This is a genomic window from Corynebacterium sp. ACRPO (assembly GCF_022347205.1).
Lineage (GTDB): Bacteria > Actinomycetota > Actinomycetes > Mycobacteriales > Mycobacteriaceae > Corynebacterium.
Genome location: NZ_JAKRNE010000002.1, coordinates 270905 through 286396, shown reverse-complemented (window position 1 = coordinate 286396; position 15492 = coordinate 270905). Strand labels below are relative to the sequence as shown.

Genomic DNA, 15492 nt, shown 5'->3' with positions numbered 1-15492 from the left:
GTATCATACTTTCCACCCCAGAAAGCAAGAGTAAAAGAAAATCCGCCGCTATTGCGACGGACAACCTATTAGCGCCTAATTCAGCGGATTAACCCCTGCGCCGAAGAACCAGAGGGCGGCGAGGATGGCGATGCCGATGAGAACAAAGGCCCAGGAAGTACCCAGTGGGCGGCGCGCCCAAGAGCGCTTGAAGTCTAGGGAGATAAAGCCTGGGCCAGTAAACTGCAGGCCTACTGCGATGACAAAGAGGACCAAGGAAAGCCATACGGATTCTGGCCAGCTAAAGACGTCTAGACCGGCATCGATCTGGGCTAGCTCGTGGACGGCAGTAAAGCCGGTCACTACCAGGCCAATCATGGCCGCCAGCGGCGTAATGAGACCCAGCAACAGGAATACACCAGCGATAAGCTGCATGGTCGGCACCGCAATGGACAGTGCTGTATCCCAGGCATAATTAGCAAAGTCGCCCTCTAGACCGGACAAGCCCTGACTATCACCGAGCTCGAAAAAGGTTTTTGCACCGGCAATGATCAGGTAGGCGCTCAGTGCAATGCGAATGAATAGCAGTCCAAAATCGATGGTGCCACGGCGGCCATAGCGTTGATAGCCTTCCTTTTCTTCTTGTTCCGCCCGTAGGCGTGCCTCGCGCTCCTCTGCGGTTTCGGTGCCGAGGGTACTGTCCACGGGGGCGTCGGCAGTAGCAAGTGCCGTCTCCTGCTCCACGCTAGCCGGCGTGTCGGACTCCGGTTGCGCGAAGGCTACGGTCTCCTCGCCGGCGCCACTGTCCTGACGTGCGGCTTCATTAGCACTGGAATAGGACAGTACCTCGGTTTCCGGGTGATCCTGCTGCGCCTGGGAAGGCTTGATCTCCTGCGGCTCAGCGCGGCCGGCGCGCTCGAAGAGGCCAGGCTTCGACTTTCCCTGGCCGGAATCCTTACTAGCGGGCTTCGCGTTGTAGGTAGGGACGTCCATATCCTCATCAAACGGGGTGGCTTTATCCGGTTGCTGCTTATCGCTCATAGCTCCAACTTAGGGGACGTGCCTGCACTTTTGTGGTACCCACCACGGCGCGCCGCGCGAGCACGCGTACTACGTCGCCACTAGATCGGCCGCAGCCTCGATTACCGAACGCGTAAGTTCGCTCAAAACCTCTGACTCCAAGCGCCAACGCTGCCAGTAAAGGTCGATATCGAGCGGGGAGTCGTCGAGAAGCACCAGCTCTTTTGCCGCCAATAGGGGCAGCGCTTGGGCCTGGGGCAGCAATCCCCACCCCAGGCCAACGCGAACGGCCTCCAGGTAGCCCTCGGAAGAGGGAATCTGTGATACCCGGGCACGCACCACGGCCGAATCAATGAAGCGCTCGCGCATCGCATCATCCAGTACTTGATCGTTGGGCCCATAGCCTACAAGGGGCATAGTTTCCCAAGTCAAGTGGCCGCTATGAAAGCTTTCTGCAATATGTGGTGCCGCGACTGGGAAATACCGCATCGTACCCAAAAAGCTAGACTCGCAGCCCGAGACCGGCGTGGCTTCCCTCGTTACCGCGCCAAGCACATCGCCCCGCCGCAGCATGGCTAAGGTGCGGGCCTCATCCTCAATCCGGATGCGCAGGGCGACATCACCCTGCCGCGCGGTATCGCTAAGCACCCTACGAAACCATGTCGCTAGAGAATCCGAGTTCACCGCGACAGAGAGCGGGACCCGGGCCAAGCGGTGGCCTAGGCGGGCATCCGTCTCCGCCTGCACCAACGCCATGCGGCGTGCGGATTGAACCAGGATCTCCCCCGCTTCCGTGGCGGTTACCGGGGTAGCACGGCGAAGCAGCACGCGACCGGTGCTCGATTCTAGGGCCTTAATTCGTTGGCTTACCGCAGACGGCGATATGCCGAGTACAGCAGCGGCGACATCGAAGCTGCCTTCGTCCACGATGGCGAGTAATGTTTCTAAGTGCACCGGGTTCATGAAGCTATTCTAAACCAACTGTAGATTCATTAACTGGACTAATCCAGCCTAAGAATTCACACTGGAAGGCATGTCCATCGTGCTTGCTGGTTTCTTTCTGGGATTATCGCTCATCGTGGCCGTTGGCCCGCAAAATGCCATGCTGCTCAAGTACGGCATCCGCCGCGACCACATTGGCCTCATCATTGCCGTCTGCGCACTTTCCGACGTCATCCTGATTACCGCCGGCACGGCCGGCGTGGGCTACTTGGTAGAAAAATTCCCCAACGCCCTTAAGGTTCTGAAATATGTTGGCGCCGCTTACCTGGCGTATTTCACCTTTACCTGCTTCCGCGATGTGGTCAAGACCAAAGGCGAGGCCATCGAGGTGGAATCGACAGAGCCGAAATCTCCGCAGGAAGTCGCTTCCTTCGATGGCTCTCAGGCACGCAGCACGACCAAGACCGCAGCTCGCGTCGAGATCAAGCGCTCCCCTTCGTGGGTTAAGCCGCTATTGACCGCCCTGGCCTTAACGTGGCTTAACCCAGGCGCCTACGTGGACGTAGTGGTCATGCTCGGCAGCATTGCTAATCAATATGGCGAATCGGGGCGCTGGCTTTTCGCCGTGGGTGCAATCTGTGCCAGCTTCTCTTGGTTTCCGTTTATCGGCTTCGGTGCCGCGCGTTTTTCCCACGTGTTGTCCCGGCCCACGGTGTGGCGCTGGATCAACTTCGGCATCGGCGTCATCATGATTGGCCTAACGCTCAAGTTACTCCTGCTCTAGGGCCGGGATTCAGCCCGCCTAGTTGCCGCGAACGCGCGACGCAGTGGCGCCCGCCCAGCGGTTGATGCCGGCGTCATGCGCGGCGTCGTCAATCGCAGCCAGCTCGTCTGCGCTGAAGTCAAGCTGGTCCAGCGCGCCCAAGTTGTGCTCGAGCTGCTCCACCGAAGAAGCACCCAGCAGCGCCGAGGTAAGCGTGCGATCCCCCTGATCACGCAGCACCCACGAGATGGCCATCTGGGCCAGCGACTGGCCGCGCTTGCCTGCAATATCGTTGAGCGAGCGGATCATGGAAAGGTTCTCCTCATTGAGCCAATCCTTTTCCAAGGTCTTATTCTTCGCCGCGCGCGAATCTGCGGGGATGCCATCGATATAGCGATCCGTCAGCATGCCCTGTGCTAGTGGACCAAAACCGATGACACCCAACCCACTGCGCGCCGTGACATCAAGAAGGGACTCGCCATCCTCGCCCGGGCGCTCAATCCAGCGGTTCAGAATGGAATAACTGGGCTGATGAATCAGCAACGGGCAGCCTTCATCTTCCATAAACTCCATGGCCTCCGCGGTAAGCTCCGGACCATAAGAGGAAATGCCCACATAGAGAGCCTTGCCGGAGGCCACGATATCCCGCAGTGCGTACAGGGTCTCTTCCAGCGGGGTATCCGGGTCCGGACGGTGGTGGTAGAAGATGTCCACATAGTCCAAGCCCATACGCTTCAGGGAAGCGTCCAAGGAGCTCACCAGGTACTTGCGGGAGCCACCGAAACCGTAGGGTGAATCATTCATTACCCAACCCGCCTTGGAAGAAATGATCATTTCATCGCGGAAGGGGCGGAAATCGCGGGCAAAGATGCGGCCGAAGTTGTCCTCCGCGGCGCCTGGTTCAGGGCCATAGTTATTGGCCAAATCGAAATGAGTAATCCCCCGGTCATACGCCGCGCGCAGGATTTCGCGCTGCGTGGCCAGGGGACGGTCGTCGCCGAAGTTCTGCCATAGGCCAAGGGAAATGGCCGGCAGCTTCAGCCCAGAGTTGCCTACTCGGCGGTACTCCATCGAATCATAACGGTCAGATGGGGGTGCATAGATACTCATGGCACCCATTGTCCGCTTAATTCTTGGAATTGTCAGCCTTTGGCAGCTCCTCATCTTCTTCAGGGTCGCCGGATGCGCCGGTTTCTTCGACCCACTTTTCAATTTCTTCCGGGGTGCGGTCAGTTTCTACCGCATCACGCTCGGTGTAGTAGGAGTAATCGTGGCGCTTTTCTTCGTACTTTTCCTTGTCAAAGTCCACGTCGTCGTCACCATCGAGCTCTTCGGTGACTTCCTCCACCAGCTCATCGTAGAGGGCCTCATTGTCCATATTGGAGTCCTCGATGTGCTGGCCAATTTCATCGTCATAGCGCTCAGCATCATATGCCTTGTCCGGGTGCAGCTTCAGGTGCATGAGGGCACGTACACGCTCACGGCGCACAGCCTCATCCTGGATCTGAGACTGGCTGCGGAACCAAGCAAAGACCAAAATGGCCACCATCAAGATGCCCATGTAGCCAATAATTGGGTAGATGTAGTTCATCAGGGTCTTGAAGCCGGCGAAGGACACGGCGAAACCAGCCAAGCAGCCAATAACGAAGATAACCGGGAAGCGCTTCTCATGACCGGCAGACAGGCGCTTACCCAGCGCGTAGAACATGCCGATGGCGGTATTGAAGATCATCAAATAAATGATGACCGCCATGATGGAGCCGAGCGTCGGGTTAACGCTATCTACCAAAGACAGCATCGGAATATCGGAGCCTTGCGCCTGGTCCGAGTTCATTAGCAAGGAGAATCCGGCAAGGCCCATCATGATGGAGTAGATGACGCCGCCTACAACGCCGCCCCAACCGGCTTCGCGCGGGCTAATATTATCGCCGCCGATAACCAGGGACATGGACACGGCGAGCATCAGGGCAAGGCCGTTGTAGTTGAGTGCGGAAATGAGCCAGTTACCAATCGGGGTGTCGATCTGGCTGGAGGCGTCCATAGCGGCGCCGATGTCATCCGGCATATTGAGTCCGGTGTAGATGGCTACACCAATGACCGCAATGATGATGGTCGGTGTTACAGCACCGATAACCTTGGATACCTTGTCCACGTCGAGCATGCCGACGATCAGAACCAAGACCAGCATGAGTGTGGAGCCGATCCAAGTCTTCCAGCCAAACTGCTGCTCCATATTAGAACCGGCGCCCGCCAACATCACAAAGCCAACGGCAAAGAGGGTGATAATGACGGCCACGTCCAGCAATTTGGAAACAATCGGGTGGGTGACATTGCGGAAGACGGTATTGTGCTCCGAGGCGTGGAAGTAGCTGCCCAACTGCAAGAACACCGTACCTGCAAGGGTCATGATGAGCGCGGCGATAATGAGGCCAGGAATGCCCCAAGAACCAAAGGCAGTGAAGTACTGCACCACCTCTTGGCCCGTGGCAAAGCCGGCGCCGACCAGCAAACCCACGAAGGACATGGCCATGGCGATAATGTTTTTAGAAGACACAGTTGCCTAACTTTTGTAGCGAATATCTCTCGCATACTGGTGCGCGCGGCCCCTTGGCCCCCCCCCACTCCCCCAGCACGTGGGCAACACAACACCGATATGCGTTCCTTAAGGAATGGTACGTAAGTGACCCGTTAAACACCTACTGGCGCATACCGATGTTGTGCTAAATCACATTCTGACGTTCCGCGAATTCAACCTAACGCTTTAGTCGTCAAAGGTCGCGGTATCAATCACGAAGCGGAACTTTACATCGCCTTGCACCACGCGCTCATAGGCGTCATCAACATCGTTGACGCCGATCTTTTCAATAACGGCGCCGATACCGTGCTCGGCACAGAAGTCCAGCATCTCCTGGGTCTCTGCAATGCCGCCGATATTATTACCTGTAAGCACCTTGCCGCCGCCGACGAGGCTGCTCATATGGATCCCCAGCTCCTCCGGCGGAAGTCCGACAACGGACATGATGCCGCGCGGCTTCAGTAGCTGCAGATAGTCATCGAGGGAGTACCGGGCAGATATGGTGGACAAGATGACGTCGAATTCGCCGCGGTGGTTGGCAAAGAAGTCTTCCTCTTCACCGGTGGCCAGAATATGCTTTGCACCCAGCTCATAGGATTCCTTTTCCTTGCGCAGGGAGCGGGAAATCACGGTTACTTCCGCGCCCTTTGCCGCAGCGATCTGCACACCCATGTGGCCCAAGCCGCCTAGGCCTACTACGGCAACCTTGTCGCCTTCTTTAACCTGCCAGCGAGCCAGCGGCGAATAGGTGGTGATTCCGGCGCACAGCAGCGGGGCTGCGACGTCAAAGTCAATACCCTCTGGAATGGTGCACACGAAGTCTTCGTTGACTACTACCTTCTGGGCATAGCCGCCTTGAGTAATGGTCCCGTCTACGTCTTCGGAGTTATAGGTGCCCACGTTGCCATTCAGGCAGTTCTGCTCTTGGCCGTTGCGGCACTGCTCGCACACGCCACAGGAGTTCACCAGGCAGCCCACGCCCACGCGGTCGCCCACTTTGAACTTGGTGACCTTATCACCCACAGCTTCCACAACGCCGGCGATCTCATGGCCCACTGTCAGGGGGAAGTGCGCCTGACCCCACTCGTTGCGGATGGTGTGAATATCGGAGTGGCAAATACCTGCAGCCTTGATATCAATGACCACATCGTCTTCGCGCGGATCGCGGCGCTCGATTTCTACGATTTTGAATGGCGCTTCAGGGCTTTCCTTTTGCAATACTTTGCTCTTAATTGTCATGCCCACGACCCTACGCGTAACCCCACTGACCTCGCCTAACGAAAGTAATCACCATTTCCGGCAGGGGAGGAAAACTAAAAACAGCCACGCCCCTCTCGTTGAGGAGGGAAAGCGCGGCTGGTTCTTTGGGCGTCTTAGTTCAGCTTCTCTGCGATAAGCTTATTGACCTGGCCCGGATCGGCCTTGCCCTGCGTGGCCTTCATGACCGCACCCACGATGGCACCGGTGACCTTCTTATTGCCGGCACGGTACTTTTCCACAATGTCCGGGTTGGTGGCCAGCGCGTCATCTACGGCCTTCTCGATGGCGCCGTCATCGCGCACGACCTCCAAACCACGCTTTTCGACGACTTCGTCGACGTCACCCTCGCCCGCCAACACACCATCGACGGCCTTGCGCGCGAGCTTGGTGGTCAGCTTGCCTTCGTTGACGAGTGCGATAACGCGCGCCACGTGCTGCGGAGTAATGGACAAACCAGCAAGATCGGTATCCTGCTCGTTGGCCTTGCCGGCTAGGTAGGAAACCCACCAGGAGCGTGCCTCGTCTGGCTTCGCACCGGCCTCGACGGTATCCACGATGAGGTCGAGGGCACCGGCATTAACCAGGTCGCGCATCTCCTCATCCTTGATGCCCCACTCTTCCTGGATGCGCGCACGGCGAACCCATGGCAGCTCCGGAAGGGTCTGGCGCAGCTCTTCTACCCACTCGCGCGGGGCGATGACCGGCGGCAGGTCCGGATCATTGAAGTAACGGTAGTCTTCCGCGGTTTCCTTCGGACGACCCTTGGAGGTGGTGCCATCGGCCTCTTGATAGTGGCGGGTTTCCTGGTCAATAGTGCCGCCATCTTCGAGCACCTGCGCCTGGCGCTGCATCTCGAAGCGAACCGCCTGCTCCACGGAACGCAGGGAGTTAATGTTCTTGGTTTCGGTACGGGTACCAAACTCTTCCTGGCCCACCGGGCGCAGGGATAGGTTGGAATCCACACGCATAGAGCCTTGGTCCATGCGGGCGTCGGAAACGCCCAAGGCTGCAACGAGCTCGCGCAGGGCGGAAACGTAGGCCTTAGCCACCTCGGGCGCGCGCTCACCGGCGCCAATGATCGGCTTAGTAACAATCTCAATGAGAGGAATACCCGCACGGTTACAATCCACCAGGGACGCCGTGGCGCCGTGAATACGACCGTCCGCACCACCGAGGTGGGTCAACTTGCCGGTGTCTTCCTCCATGTGGGCACGCTCGATTTCTACGCGCCACTCGGTGCCGTCCTCCAACACAACGTCCAGGTAGCCGTCATAGGCAATCGGCTCGTCGTACTGGGAAATCTGGTAATTCTTCGGCTGGTCCGGGTAAAAGTAATTTTTGCGGGCAAAGCGTGAGGACTCCGCAATGGAGCAATTAAGCGCAAGCCCAATCTTGATGGCCCCCTCCACGCCCTTGGAGTTAACTACCGGCAGCGCACCGGGAAGGCCCAGGGATACCGGGTCAACGTTGGAATTAGGCGCTGCGTTGAAATTCGTAGGAGAGGTAGAAAACATCTTGGTTTCCGTATCCAGCTCTACGTGGACTTCCATGCCCATTACCGGTTCGAACTTTTCTAGGACCTCATCGAAGTCCATCAGGTCATACATCGCAGCAGTCATGCGTGCCATCTTAATACGTCCATGCGCCCGCGCGCTCACGCCCCTAAGCTGAATATTATGACTACACCACATAGCGTTGATGCCGCGCTTATCGATGCCCCATTGATCAACATCGCAGTCTTCCGCACTGCCCCTACCCCTGAGGAGGTAAGCGAGCGCCTGACCACTACTTTTGGCGATCGCCTGGGGGAAATCATGCCGGGCAAGAACCCGGGAAGCATCATGGCCGAGCTTGATGATTCATTTTTATTGCACTACCAAGCCGTTGACACCCCTCCCACCCGCGATAGCTATGGCCTCCACCCCATTTTGAGCGCGGATGCCCGCGGTCTCGATTCCGCCACCGCACAAATCCTCGTATCCGTGCTTCCCCGTGAGACCGAACATGATCGCGCGAAGCAATTCCGCGAGGCCCGCCGCGATCACCTTGAGCTACTCTCCAAGGCCACTGCGGTGGTAGCCGAGCACCCCGACTGCCTGATAGTCCATAACCCGCGCGGCAACGTTTCCATCGCGCCGAATACTTTCCTCGAGGCCGTTCGGGATAATCTTGCCCCAATGCACATCGCTCCGGTTTGGCTTACCCAAAAAGAAAACCAAATCTTGGGTTATACCGTTGGGCTGGTCCAAGCCGGACACCCGGAAGTCCAGGCGGCCACCGAATCCATGGATCCGACCGATCTCTATTACAAGCTGGCCAATATCGCAGACCATGTTCTGCAAGGCGCCACCGTCAAAGACGGCGACACCCTATCTTTCGAGCAAGGCCAGCCCCCACTCACCGTACAAAAAGAGCCCTGGTATGTAGACGAGTCCTACCCTGCGGTCACGATTAATTTTTAGCAGTTCTTCCGCCCTACTTCCGGGAATCCGAATAGCGGCAGATGGCTGCAAGCACCGCACCAGAGAGGTTGTGCCACACTGAAAAGACGGCACCTGGCAGGGCGGCCAATGGGTTCATATAGGTCGATGCCAGGGAGGTGGCCAAGCCGGAGTTTAGCATGCCCCCCTCGACGGCCATGGTGCGCCGCGCGGCGATCGGCTGCTTGGTGACCGCTCCTGCAATGTAGCCCAGCAGATAGCCACAGGCATTATGGGCAACTACGGCCGCAAAGACCAGCGCACCCGCCGTAGCGATGGTGTCGTGCGCGCCGCCGACCACGATGCACACAATGGCCGAAATGGCCGCAACCGAGATCCACGGCAATGCCGCGTTAATCTTTGCCACCAGGCGTGGAAATAGCATGCCGATGAAAATACCGGCGACTACCGGAATGAGCACGACCTTCACAATGGACCACGCCATGGCAGAGGCGGAGACTGGCATATACTCCCCCGCCAACCACAAGGTCAACAAAGGGGTAAGAACCGGCGCCAACAGGGTGGAAATGGACGTCATGGTTACCGACAGAGCCACATCACCGCGCGCAAGATAAGACACCACATTGGAACTCGTACCGCCGGGCGCGCATCCTACAAGGATAACGCCGGCAGCTACAGCATCGGGAAGATCCATCACCGCGACTACCAGCAGCGCCACCAGCGGCATGATAACGAACTGCGCTACCACTCCAATGAAAACGGGCAGCGGACGGCGTGCCACCAAAGCAAAATCCACCGGCTTGAGGGTCAGGCCCATACCGAACATGACAATCCCCAGCAGCGGGGTGACCTGCGGGGCGAAGGAAGCTGCGGTTTCTGGCGCGAGGTATCCCACCACGCCACCGATAATCACGAGCACGGGAAAGCCTAGCGCTGCAATGAGCGCTTGACGGTCTTGTGCTGCGGAGGACGCAGAGGGCACCTCTACCCGATTATCTGTCATGCTATCGATACTCATGGACAAAAGAATACGCTCCCACCCAGTGGGAGCGCTATCTTAGTATTCGGAACGCGGAATGCCTCTAGCCAAAGAGCGCCTGGGCGTTGCGGTAACGCGATTCCGGTACCGTCTTCAATTGGCCCACGGCATCTTCGAGTGGAACTAGGTCAATATTTTCACCATGCAGGGCAACACACATGCCGGATTTGCCCTCGTGAATAGCACGGGCTGCATGTACACCGTAACGAGTTGCAAGGACGCGGTCATAGGCCGTCGGCGTGCCGCCGCGCTGGATATGCCCCAGCACGGTCGTACGCACGTCATACCCGGTGCGTGCCTTGATTTCATCGCCGATTACCTGGCCGATGCCGTTAAAGGTCTGGTGACCGAACTGATCGACGCCGCCGGCCTCGAAGTCCATCGTCCCTTCCTTTGGGAGGGCGCCTTCTGCCACACAGATAATGCCGTACTTCTCCCCCATCTGGAAGCGGCGTTCCATCGCCTTCGTAATCTCCGCGATATCGAAAGGCTCTTCCGGTACCACGGTGTAGTGCGCACCGCCGGCCATGCCCGCATGCAGGGCAATCCATCCCACGTGGCGGCCCATAACCTCCACGATCAGGATGCGATTATGGGACTCCGCAGTGGTGTGCAGACGGTCGATAGCATCGGTGGCCACAGAAACCGCAGTATCGAAACCAAACGTGTAGTCGGTGGCATTGACGTCATTATCAATGGTCTTCGGCACGCCCACTATCGGCACGCCGTTATCAGAAAGCCACTTTGCACCCTTGAGGGTACCTTCACCACCGATGGCGACTAGAGCATCTACCCCGGCATCCGCCATGTTGGACTTAATCTGGTCAAGGCCGGCCTTGAACTTATCCGGATGCAGGCGACCGGTGCCCAGGATGGTGCCGCCGCGCAACAGAATACGGTCGATTTCCGCATCGTCATAAAGATCGCGGCGGCGGTCTTCCATCAGGCCCACCCAGCCGTCTTCATAACCTACAACGGTATCTCCAAATTCATTGGACGCGGTACGCACTACCGCACGGATTACAGCATTGAGGCCGGGGCAATCGCCGCCGGACGTTAAAACACCTAGACGCATACCTACCAATCTAGCGCGCGATTTTTAGGCCTGCAGAGTGTCCCTAAAACCTAGGGCAGAAACCAGGCCCACCACCAGCGCAGCCACGATGACGAGCAGCGAATTAATAATTGCCGCCTCTGGGCTACCCGTTTGCATAACTGCGGATACCAGGGCAACTCCCACCACGGATCCCACCTGGCGGGAGGTGTTGTACACACCGGAGGCAGCGCCCATAAGTTCCGGTGAGATATCGCGCAAGGTGGTGGCTGCGTTGGAACCCCAAATGAACGACTGCCCCACACCTAGGCTGGCAATAGGCAGCCCGAGTACCCACGGAAGGGCGTCGACCTGCATGACCCACCATGCCGCAAGGAGCGAGAATATAAGGATCGAAAATCCCATTACCCCAAGAATCCGTGGATTGACGTGATCCGCCATGATTCCAGCCAGCGGAGATATCAGGAGAGACACCAGCGCCATAGGAGCCACGATGATGCCGGCTTCGCCCGCAGGCACTCCCTGCATGGTCTGCAGCCATAACATGATGGGGAGCATCACCGCAGCAGCCATAAACCCCATTGCGATGATGCCTACTGAGCCCGCCAGGTAATTGCGGTCACTAAATAACGCCAGCGGCACCAGCGGACTCGACCCGCGGGCCTGGGCGGTTGCCTGCAATCGAATAAACCAGACGCTAGCGGCAACTCCAGCGAGCAGGATCAACCAGATGGTCCAACCCCAGCCAAGCACCGGGCCCTGCTGAATGCCAAAGACGATTGCTGCCAAGGCGATGAGCGAAACGATGGCCGAGGGCGCATCGATAGACTGCGCGGTCGTGGGTAACTCAGGCACCCACAGCAGCGCGAAGACAATGGCTAGGACCACGAAGGGAACGTGTGCCCAAAAGGCGGCTTGCCACCCAAAGTGCCCCACAAGGAACCCGCCGGCGAGTGGACCGGCAAGTGCCGCTACAGAGCCGATCACACCCCATACGCCCAGTGCGCGCCCACGCCGCTCACGAGCGAAGATGCGATTGATAACGGACATGGTCTGTGGCATCTGGAGGGACGCACCCACGCCTTGCACGGCACGCGCCGCAATGAGTACTTCCACAGTGGGCGCCACGGCACACACCACCGCACCCAGCCCGAAAACGCCCACGCCCAAACAGAACATCCGGCGCTGGCCTAAAACATCGCCCAAGCGGCCGGCAAAAAGCAGCGGCACCACCACAGCCAACAAATAGGCCGCGGATACCCACATGGTGTGGTTTACCCCTGCGTTCAGCTCACGTTGCAGATCAGGCAGCGCCACCGCCACCATGGATTGGTCCAGCAGGGACACAAAGAATCCGAGGGACAATGCAAACATGGCGCGCCATGCTTGGCGCTCGGGCGGCAGATGCGTCTCCACGGTCATGGCCTTAGAGTCTAGCGGGCCGAGAAATGTCGACCTAGACTGGCTGCATGTCCATGATCGATATTAAAAAGCCCCAAGACGTTTCTACCGCCACCACTGTCACCCTCGGCCTCATCGGTGGCTGGGTCACGGCCCGCGAGACCGGCATTCGCCCGCTGGGTGGCGTGATCCTCGCCGCTGCCGGTGTATGGGCGGGTCGCTCTTGGGCCAAGAAAACCACCCCGGCTACCACCGCTGGCCTGTGCGCGCTCTACGTGGGTGCATTCGGCGCCTCCCACCCGCTGGCCAAGAAGATCGGAGCGTGGCCGGCAGTACTCAGCGTCACCGCGGCTTCGGCGGGCGCGGCTTATGCGCTTTCCGACGCCAAATAGTCCCCACCCACACAAATGCGCACCACGTCCCTAGACATGGTGCGCATACTTCTATCCTGCGTGTCGCTATTTTCTACTTGGCCACCGTGAACTCAACAGCAGCATTCTCGCTACCCAAGGCAACGGTGCCGCCGGGGAGGTTATAGAAGGAGGGGTTGGATTCGAGGAGGCCACGGAGGGCGTCGGAAAGCTGCTGCGTATGCTCGTCGCAGGCCGCGCGGGTGGAATTGAACTCGCCCACGCTGATGGTGCCATCCTTGGCCACCTCGTAGGTGGTGGTGTAGGTATTGCAGCCATCATTGACCACCAAGGTGCGGTCCTTAGCAAAGGAGACGCTCAGCTTACCGTCTTCCTTAACGGAGTGGAGCTCACCGGTGATGGTCTGGCCTTCAATTTGAGGCTCCAGCTTCTCCGCGCCCTCCGGCAGCTGAGAAATCAGGTCGGTCTGAGTCGGCGCGGTCATGCTAAACCCTGGATCGATGTCGGGGACCTGCGCAGCGTTAGCAACTCCAGCGCCTATCAGCGCAGCGGCGGACAGCGAAAATAGTGCGGTCTTCTTGAAATGCATACCCAATAATTTACCCCCGCCGGATATAAATTCAACGGGGGTAAAGAAACCCTTATGGAATCGTCAGGGACTCCACAGGCGGCAATTTACTTATCGCGGCCAGCCTCATAGGCAGCGCCCACCTTATAGAGGCGATCATCCTCAAAAGCCGGCGCCATGATCTGCAGGCCAGTCGGCAGGTTGGTATCGCTAGCCAAACCGGACGGCACAGACATGCCGCACAGGCCGGCCAGGTTCAGCGGCAGGGTGCACAGGTCAAAGTTGTACATTGCCATCGGATCCTCGGCCTTCTCCCCCAGCTTAAATGCGGTGGTCGGGGTAGTCGGGGAAACGAGCACGTCAACCCGCTCGAAGGCACGGGCAAAGTCCTGCGCAATGAGGGTACGCACGCGCTGCGCCTGCAGGTAATAGGCATCGTAGTAGCCCACGGACAGCGCATAGGTTCCCAGCATGATGCGGCGCTTTACCTCGGGGCCAAAGCCCTCCGCACGAGACTGGGACATGACCTGCTCCGCGGAGTGGGAGCCGTCATCTCCCGCACGCAGGCCATAACGCATGCCATCGAATCGTGCCAGGTTCGACGAAACCTCACACGGCATAATCAGGTAGTACGCCGCCAGTGCGTCATCGAAGTGCGGGCAATCAACCTCAACAATTTCGGCACCCTGCTCGCGCAGCTGATCGACGGCGGCGTGGTAATTCTCCATTACGCCCTCCTGCCAGCCATCGCGCTCAAACTGCTTAATAAGGCCCACCTTGACACCAGAGAGGTCGCCCTTGGCACCTTCGCGGGCGGCGGCGACAACCGGTGCAACCGGCTTATCCACGGAGGTCGCATCGAAGGCATCGTGGCCCGCGATGACCTCGTGCAGCAACGCGGTATCCAGAACGGTGCGGCCACAGGGGCCGGCCTGATCCAGGGAAGATGCAGCAGCAATAAGGCCGTAGCGGGACACGGTGCCGTAGGTTGGCTTTACACCCACAGTATTGGTCAGCGCGGCCGGCTGGCGGATGGAGCCACCGGTATCGGTACCAATACCCAGCGGTGCCTGGCCGGAAGCGAGTGCAGCGGCGGTACCGCCGCCCGAGCCGCCCGGGGTGCGCTCGGTGTCGTAAGGGTTATGAGCTGGGCCATAGGCGGAGTTCTCATTGGAAGAACCCATGGCAAACTCATCCAGGTTGGTCTTGCCCAGGATGGGAATTCCGGCCTCGCGCAGACGCTTGGTCACGGTGGCGTCGTAGGGAGAAACGTAGCCTTCCAGCATCTTGGAGGCTGCGGTGGTCGGCGCATCGGTGGTAACGAGCAAATCTTTCAGCGCCAGGGGCACGCCTGCCAGACCAGAAGCTGGCTCTTCGCCGGCATCGAGGGCCTTATCCACGGCGTCGGCAGCCGCGAGGGCTTCTTCCGCCCCCACGTGCAGGAAGGAATTAAGCTCCTCATTGGTCTCTGCGATGCGATCCAGGAAGGCCTGAGTAACCTCGCGGGAGGTAATTTCGCGGGAGTGAATCTTTTCCGCCAACTCGGCGGCGGTCAGGGAGGTCAATCCCTCCGCAGGAACGGTCAGGTTAGACATTTATTCTCCTCCCAAAATCTGTGGCACGACGAAGCGCTCATCCTCTACGGCCGGCGCCTGATCCAAAGCCTGTTCTGCAGTAAGGGTGCGCACAATAACGTCCTCGCGCATCGGGGCGTCCACGGAGTGCGGGTGACTCATCGGCTCCACACCCTCGGTATCCACGTTTCCTACCGCGGAAACGGAATCAACAATTTCATCAATCTGCGTTGCAAACTGGGCTAGCTCTTCCTCGCTGAGGGCCAGGCGGGAAAGCTTGGCGAGGTGGGCTACCTCATCACGCGAAATCTCAGACACGCGAACTCCATCCTTTATCTGCATAATCGACATACGGGTGAAAAATATTCACACGATGCATGTACTATGTGAATTGCTAACGACCCATGGTACTGCACCTACCGCGACGGCTGCCGCGTCACCCCAAATTTGCGTTGCTTGAAGCCCGCATTGTGACGCACGTATCATGTCTGGGACTACAAACTAC

Annotated in this window: 15 protein-coding genes; 3 read left to right on the top strand and 12 right to left on the bottom strand. The window is 58.6% G+C overall.

The features are described from left to right. Positions 1-75: 75 nt before the first annotated feature. Positions 76-1020, bottom strand: coding sequence for a DoxX family protein (locus tag MHY22_RS02980; protein ID WP_239278000.1), 945 nt, complete (start codon positions 1018-1020; stop codon positions 76-78). Between the two features lie 69 nt (positions 1021-1089). Next, a complete protein-coding gene (locus MHY22_RS02975) occupies positions 1090-1962 on the bottom strand; it encodes a LysR family transcriptional regulator ArgP (RefSeq protein WP_239277999.1) in 873 nt (290 codons plus the stop codon). A 70-nt stretch (positions 1963-2032) separates the two neighbouring features. On the opposite strand from MHY22_RS02975, the gene MHY22_RS02970 reads away from it, so the two are divergent. Then, the gene (locus tag MHY22_RS02970) at positions 2033-2725 is read left to right on the top strand and encodes a LysE/ArgO family amino acid transporter (RefSeq protein WP_239272947.1); all 693 of its coding nucleotides are present in this window, start codon (positions 2033-2035) and stop codon (positions 2723-2725) included. Positions 2726-2743: 18 nt separating this feature from the next. Here MHY22_RS02970 and MHY22_RS02965 read toward each other — a convergent pair whose 3' ends face one another. From MHY22_RS02965 to gatB, 4 genes are all read right to left on the bottom strand, one after another. Continuing rightward, positions 2744-3814, bottom strand: coding sequence for an aldo/keto reductase (locus MHY22_RS02965; RefSeq protein ID WP_239277998.1), 1071 nt, complete (start codon positions 3812-3814; stop codon positions 2744-2746). A 16-nt stretch (positions 3815-3830) separates the two neighbouring features. Next, positions 3831-5258 carry a hypothetical protein gene (locus MHY22_RS02960; RefSeq protein ID WP_239277997.1) on the bottom strand — a complete coding sequence of 476 codons (1428 nt, stop codon included), beginning with the start codon at positions 5256-5258 and terminating at the stop codon, positions 3831-3833. A 207-nt stretch (positions 5259-5465) separates the two neighbouring features. Beyond that, entirely contained in the window at positions 5466-6518 is a 1053-nt protein-coding gene (locus MHY22_RS02955; protein WP_239277996.1) for an NAD(P)-dependent alcohol dehydrogenase, read from the bottom strand. 134 nt (positions 6519-6652) lie between these two features. After that, entirely contained in the window at positions 6653-8158 is a 1506-nt protein-coding gene (gene gatB, locus MHY22_RS02950; RefSeq protein WP_049377156.1) for an Asp-tRNA(Asn)/Glu-tRNA(Gln) amidotransferase subunit GatB, read from the bottom strand. A 57-nt stretch (positions 8159-8215) separates the two neighbouring features. Between gatB and MHY22_RS02945 the strand changes: the two genes are divergently transcribed. Next, positions 8216-9001, top strand: coding sequence for a DUF4261 domain-containing protein (locus tag MHY22_RS02945; RefSeq protein WP_239277995.1), 786 nt, complete (start codon positions 8216-8218; stop codon positions 8999-9001). Between the two features lie 13 nt (positions 9002-9014). Here the strand turns inward: MHY22_RS02945 and MHY22_RS02940 are convergent, their stop codons facing one another. From MHY22_RS02940 to MHY22_RS02930, 3 genes are all read right to left on the bottom strand, one after another. After that, a complete protein-coding gene (locus tag MHY22_RS02940; protein ID WP_239277994.1) occupies positions 9015-9998 on the bottom strand; it encodes a bile acid:sodium symporter family protein in 984 nt (327 codons plus the stop codon). Positions 9999-10062: 64 nt separating this feature from the next. After that, positions 10063-11094, bottom strand: a complete 1032-nt coding sequence (locus MHY22_RS02935) for an ATP-dependent 6-phosphofructokinase (protein ID WP_049377154.1) — start codon at positions 11092-11094, stop codon at positions 10063-10065. Between the two features lie 24 nt (positions 11095-11118). Continuing rightward, the gene (locus tag MHY22_RS02930; RefSeq protein WP_239277993.1) at positions 11119-12495 is read right to left on the bottom strand and encodes an MFS transporter; all 1377 of its coding nucleotides are present in this window, start codon (positions 12493-12495) and stop codon (positions 11119-11121) included. Positions 12496-12542: 47 nt separating this feature from the next. Between MHY22_RS02930 and MHY22_RS02925 the strand changes: the two genes are divergently transcribed. Further along, positions 12543-12866 (top strand): hypothetical protein, encoded by a 324-nt coding sequence (locus MHY22_RS02925; protein WP_005323344.1) that lies wholly within the window; start codon positions 12543-12545, stop codon positions 12864-12866. Positions 12867-12939: 73 nt separating this feature from the next. On the opposite strand, the gene MHY22_RS02920 is transcribed toward MHY22_RS02925, so the two are convergent. The 3 genes from MHY22_RS02920 to gatC all read right to left on the bottom strand — a co-directional run bounded on the left by MHY22_RS02920 (position 12940) and on the right by gatC (position 15329). Further along, the gene (locus MHY22_RS02920) at positions 12940-13434 is read right to left on the bottom strand and encodes an META domain-containing protein (protein WP_239277992.1); all 495 of its coding nucleotides are present in this window, start codon (positions 13432-13434) and stop codon (positions 12940-12942) included. Positions 13435-13520: 86 nt separating this feature from the next. Further along, positions 13521-15008, bottom strand: coding sequence for an Asp-tRNA(Asn)/Glu-tRNA(Gln) amidotransferase subunit GatA (gatA, locus tag MHY22_RS02915; RefSeq protein ID WP_239277991.1), 1488 nt, complete (start codon positions 15006-15008; stop codon positions 13521-13523). After that, positions 15009-15329 (bottom strand): Asp-tRNA(Asn)/Glu-tRNA(Gln) amidotransferase subunit GatC, encoded by a 321-nt coding sequence (gene gatC / locus MHY22_RS02910; RefSeq protein ID WP_218840749.1) that lies wholly within the window; start codon positions 15327-15329, stop codon positions 15009-15011. Between the last annotated feature and the right edge of the window lie 163 nt (positions 15330-15492).

What these genes read in the sequence shown, in the direction of transcription:
- MHY22_RS02980 (WP_239278000.1), bottom strand. Translation starts at nt 1,020, where the DNA reads ATGAGCGATAAGCAGCAACCGGATAAAGCCACCCCGTTTGATGAGGAT.
- MHY22_RS02975 (WP_239277999.1), bottom strand. Translation starts at nt 1,962, where the DNA reads ATGAACCCGGTGCACTTAGAAACATTACTCGCCATCGTGGACGAAGGC.
- MHY22_RS02970 (WP_239272947.1), top strand. Translation starts at nt 2,033, where the DNA reads ATGTCCATCGTGCTTGCTGGTTTCTTTCTGGGATTATCGCTCATCGTG.
- MHY22_RS02965 (WP_239277998.1), bottom strand. Translation starts at nt 3,814, where the DNA reads ATGAGTATCTATGCACCCCCATCTGACCGTTATGATTCGATGGAGTAC.
- MHY22_RS02955 (WP_239277996.1), bottom strand. Translation starts at nt 6,518, where the DNA reads ATGACAATTAAGAGCAAAGTATTGCAAAAGGAAAGCCCTGAAGCGCCA.
- gatB (WP_049377156.1), bottom strand. Translation starts at nt 8,158, where the DNA reads ATGACTGCTGCGATGTATGACCTGATGGACTTCGATGAGGTCCTAGAA.
- MHY22_RS02945 (WP_239277995.1), top strand. Translation starts at nt 8,216, where the DNA reads ATGACTACACCACATAGCGTTGATGCCGCGCTTATCGATGCCCCATTG.
- MHY22_RS02940 (WP_239277994.1), bottom strand. Translation starts at nt 9,998, where the DNA reads ATGAGTATCGATAGCATGACAGATAATCGGGTAGAGGTGCCCTCTGCG.
- MHY22_RS02935 (WP_049377154.1), bottom strand. Translation starts at nt 11,094, where the DNA reads ATGCGTCTAGGTGTTTTAACGTCCGGCGGCGATTGCCCCGGCCTCAAT.
- MHY22_RS02930 (WP_239277993.1), bottom strand. Translation starts at nt 12,495, where the DNA reads ATGACCGTGGAGACGCATCTGCCGCCCGAGCGCCAAGCATGGCGCGCC.
- MHY22_RS02925 (WP_005323344.1), top strand. Translation starts at nt 12,543, where the DNA reads ATGTCCATGATCGATATTAAAAAGCCCCAAGACGTTTCTACCGCCACC.
- MHY22_RS02920 (WP_239277992.1), bottom strand. Translation starts at nt 13,434, where the DNA reads ATGCATTTCAAGAAGACCGCACTATTTTCGCTGTCCGCCGCTGCGCTG.
- gatA (WP_239277991.1), bottom strand. Translation starts at nt 15,008, where the DNA reads ATGTCTAACCTGACCGTTCCTGCGGAGGGATTGACCTCCCTGACCGCC.
- gatC (WP_218840749.1), bottom strand. Translation starts at nt 15,329, where the DNA reads ATGCAGATAAAGGATGGAGTTCGCGTGTCTGAGATTTCGCGTGATGAG.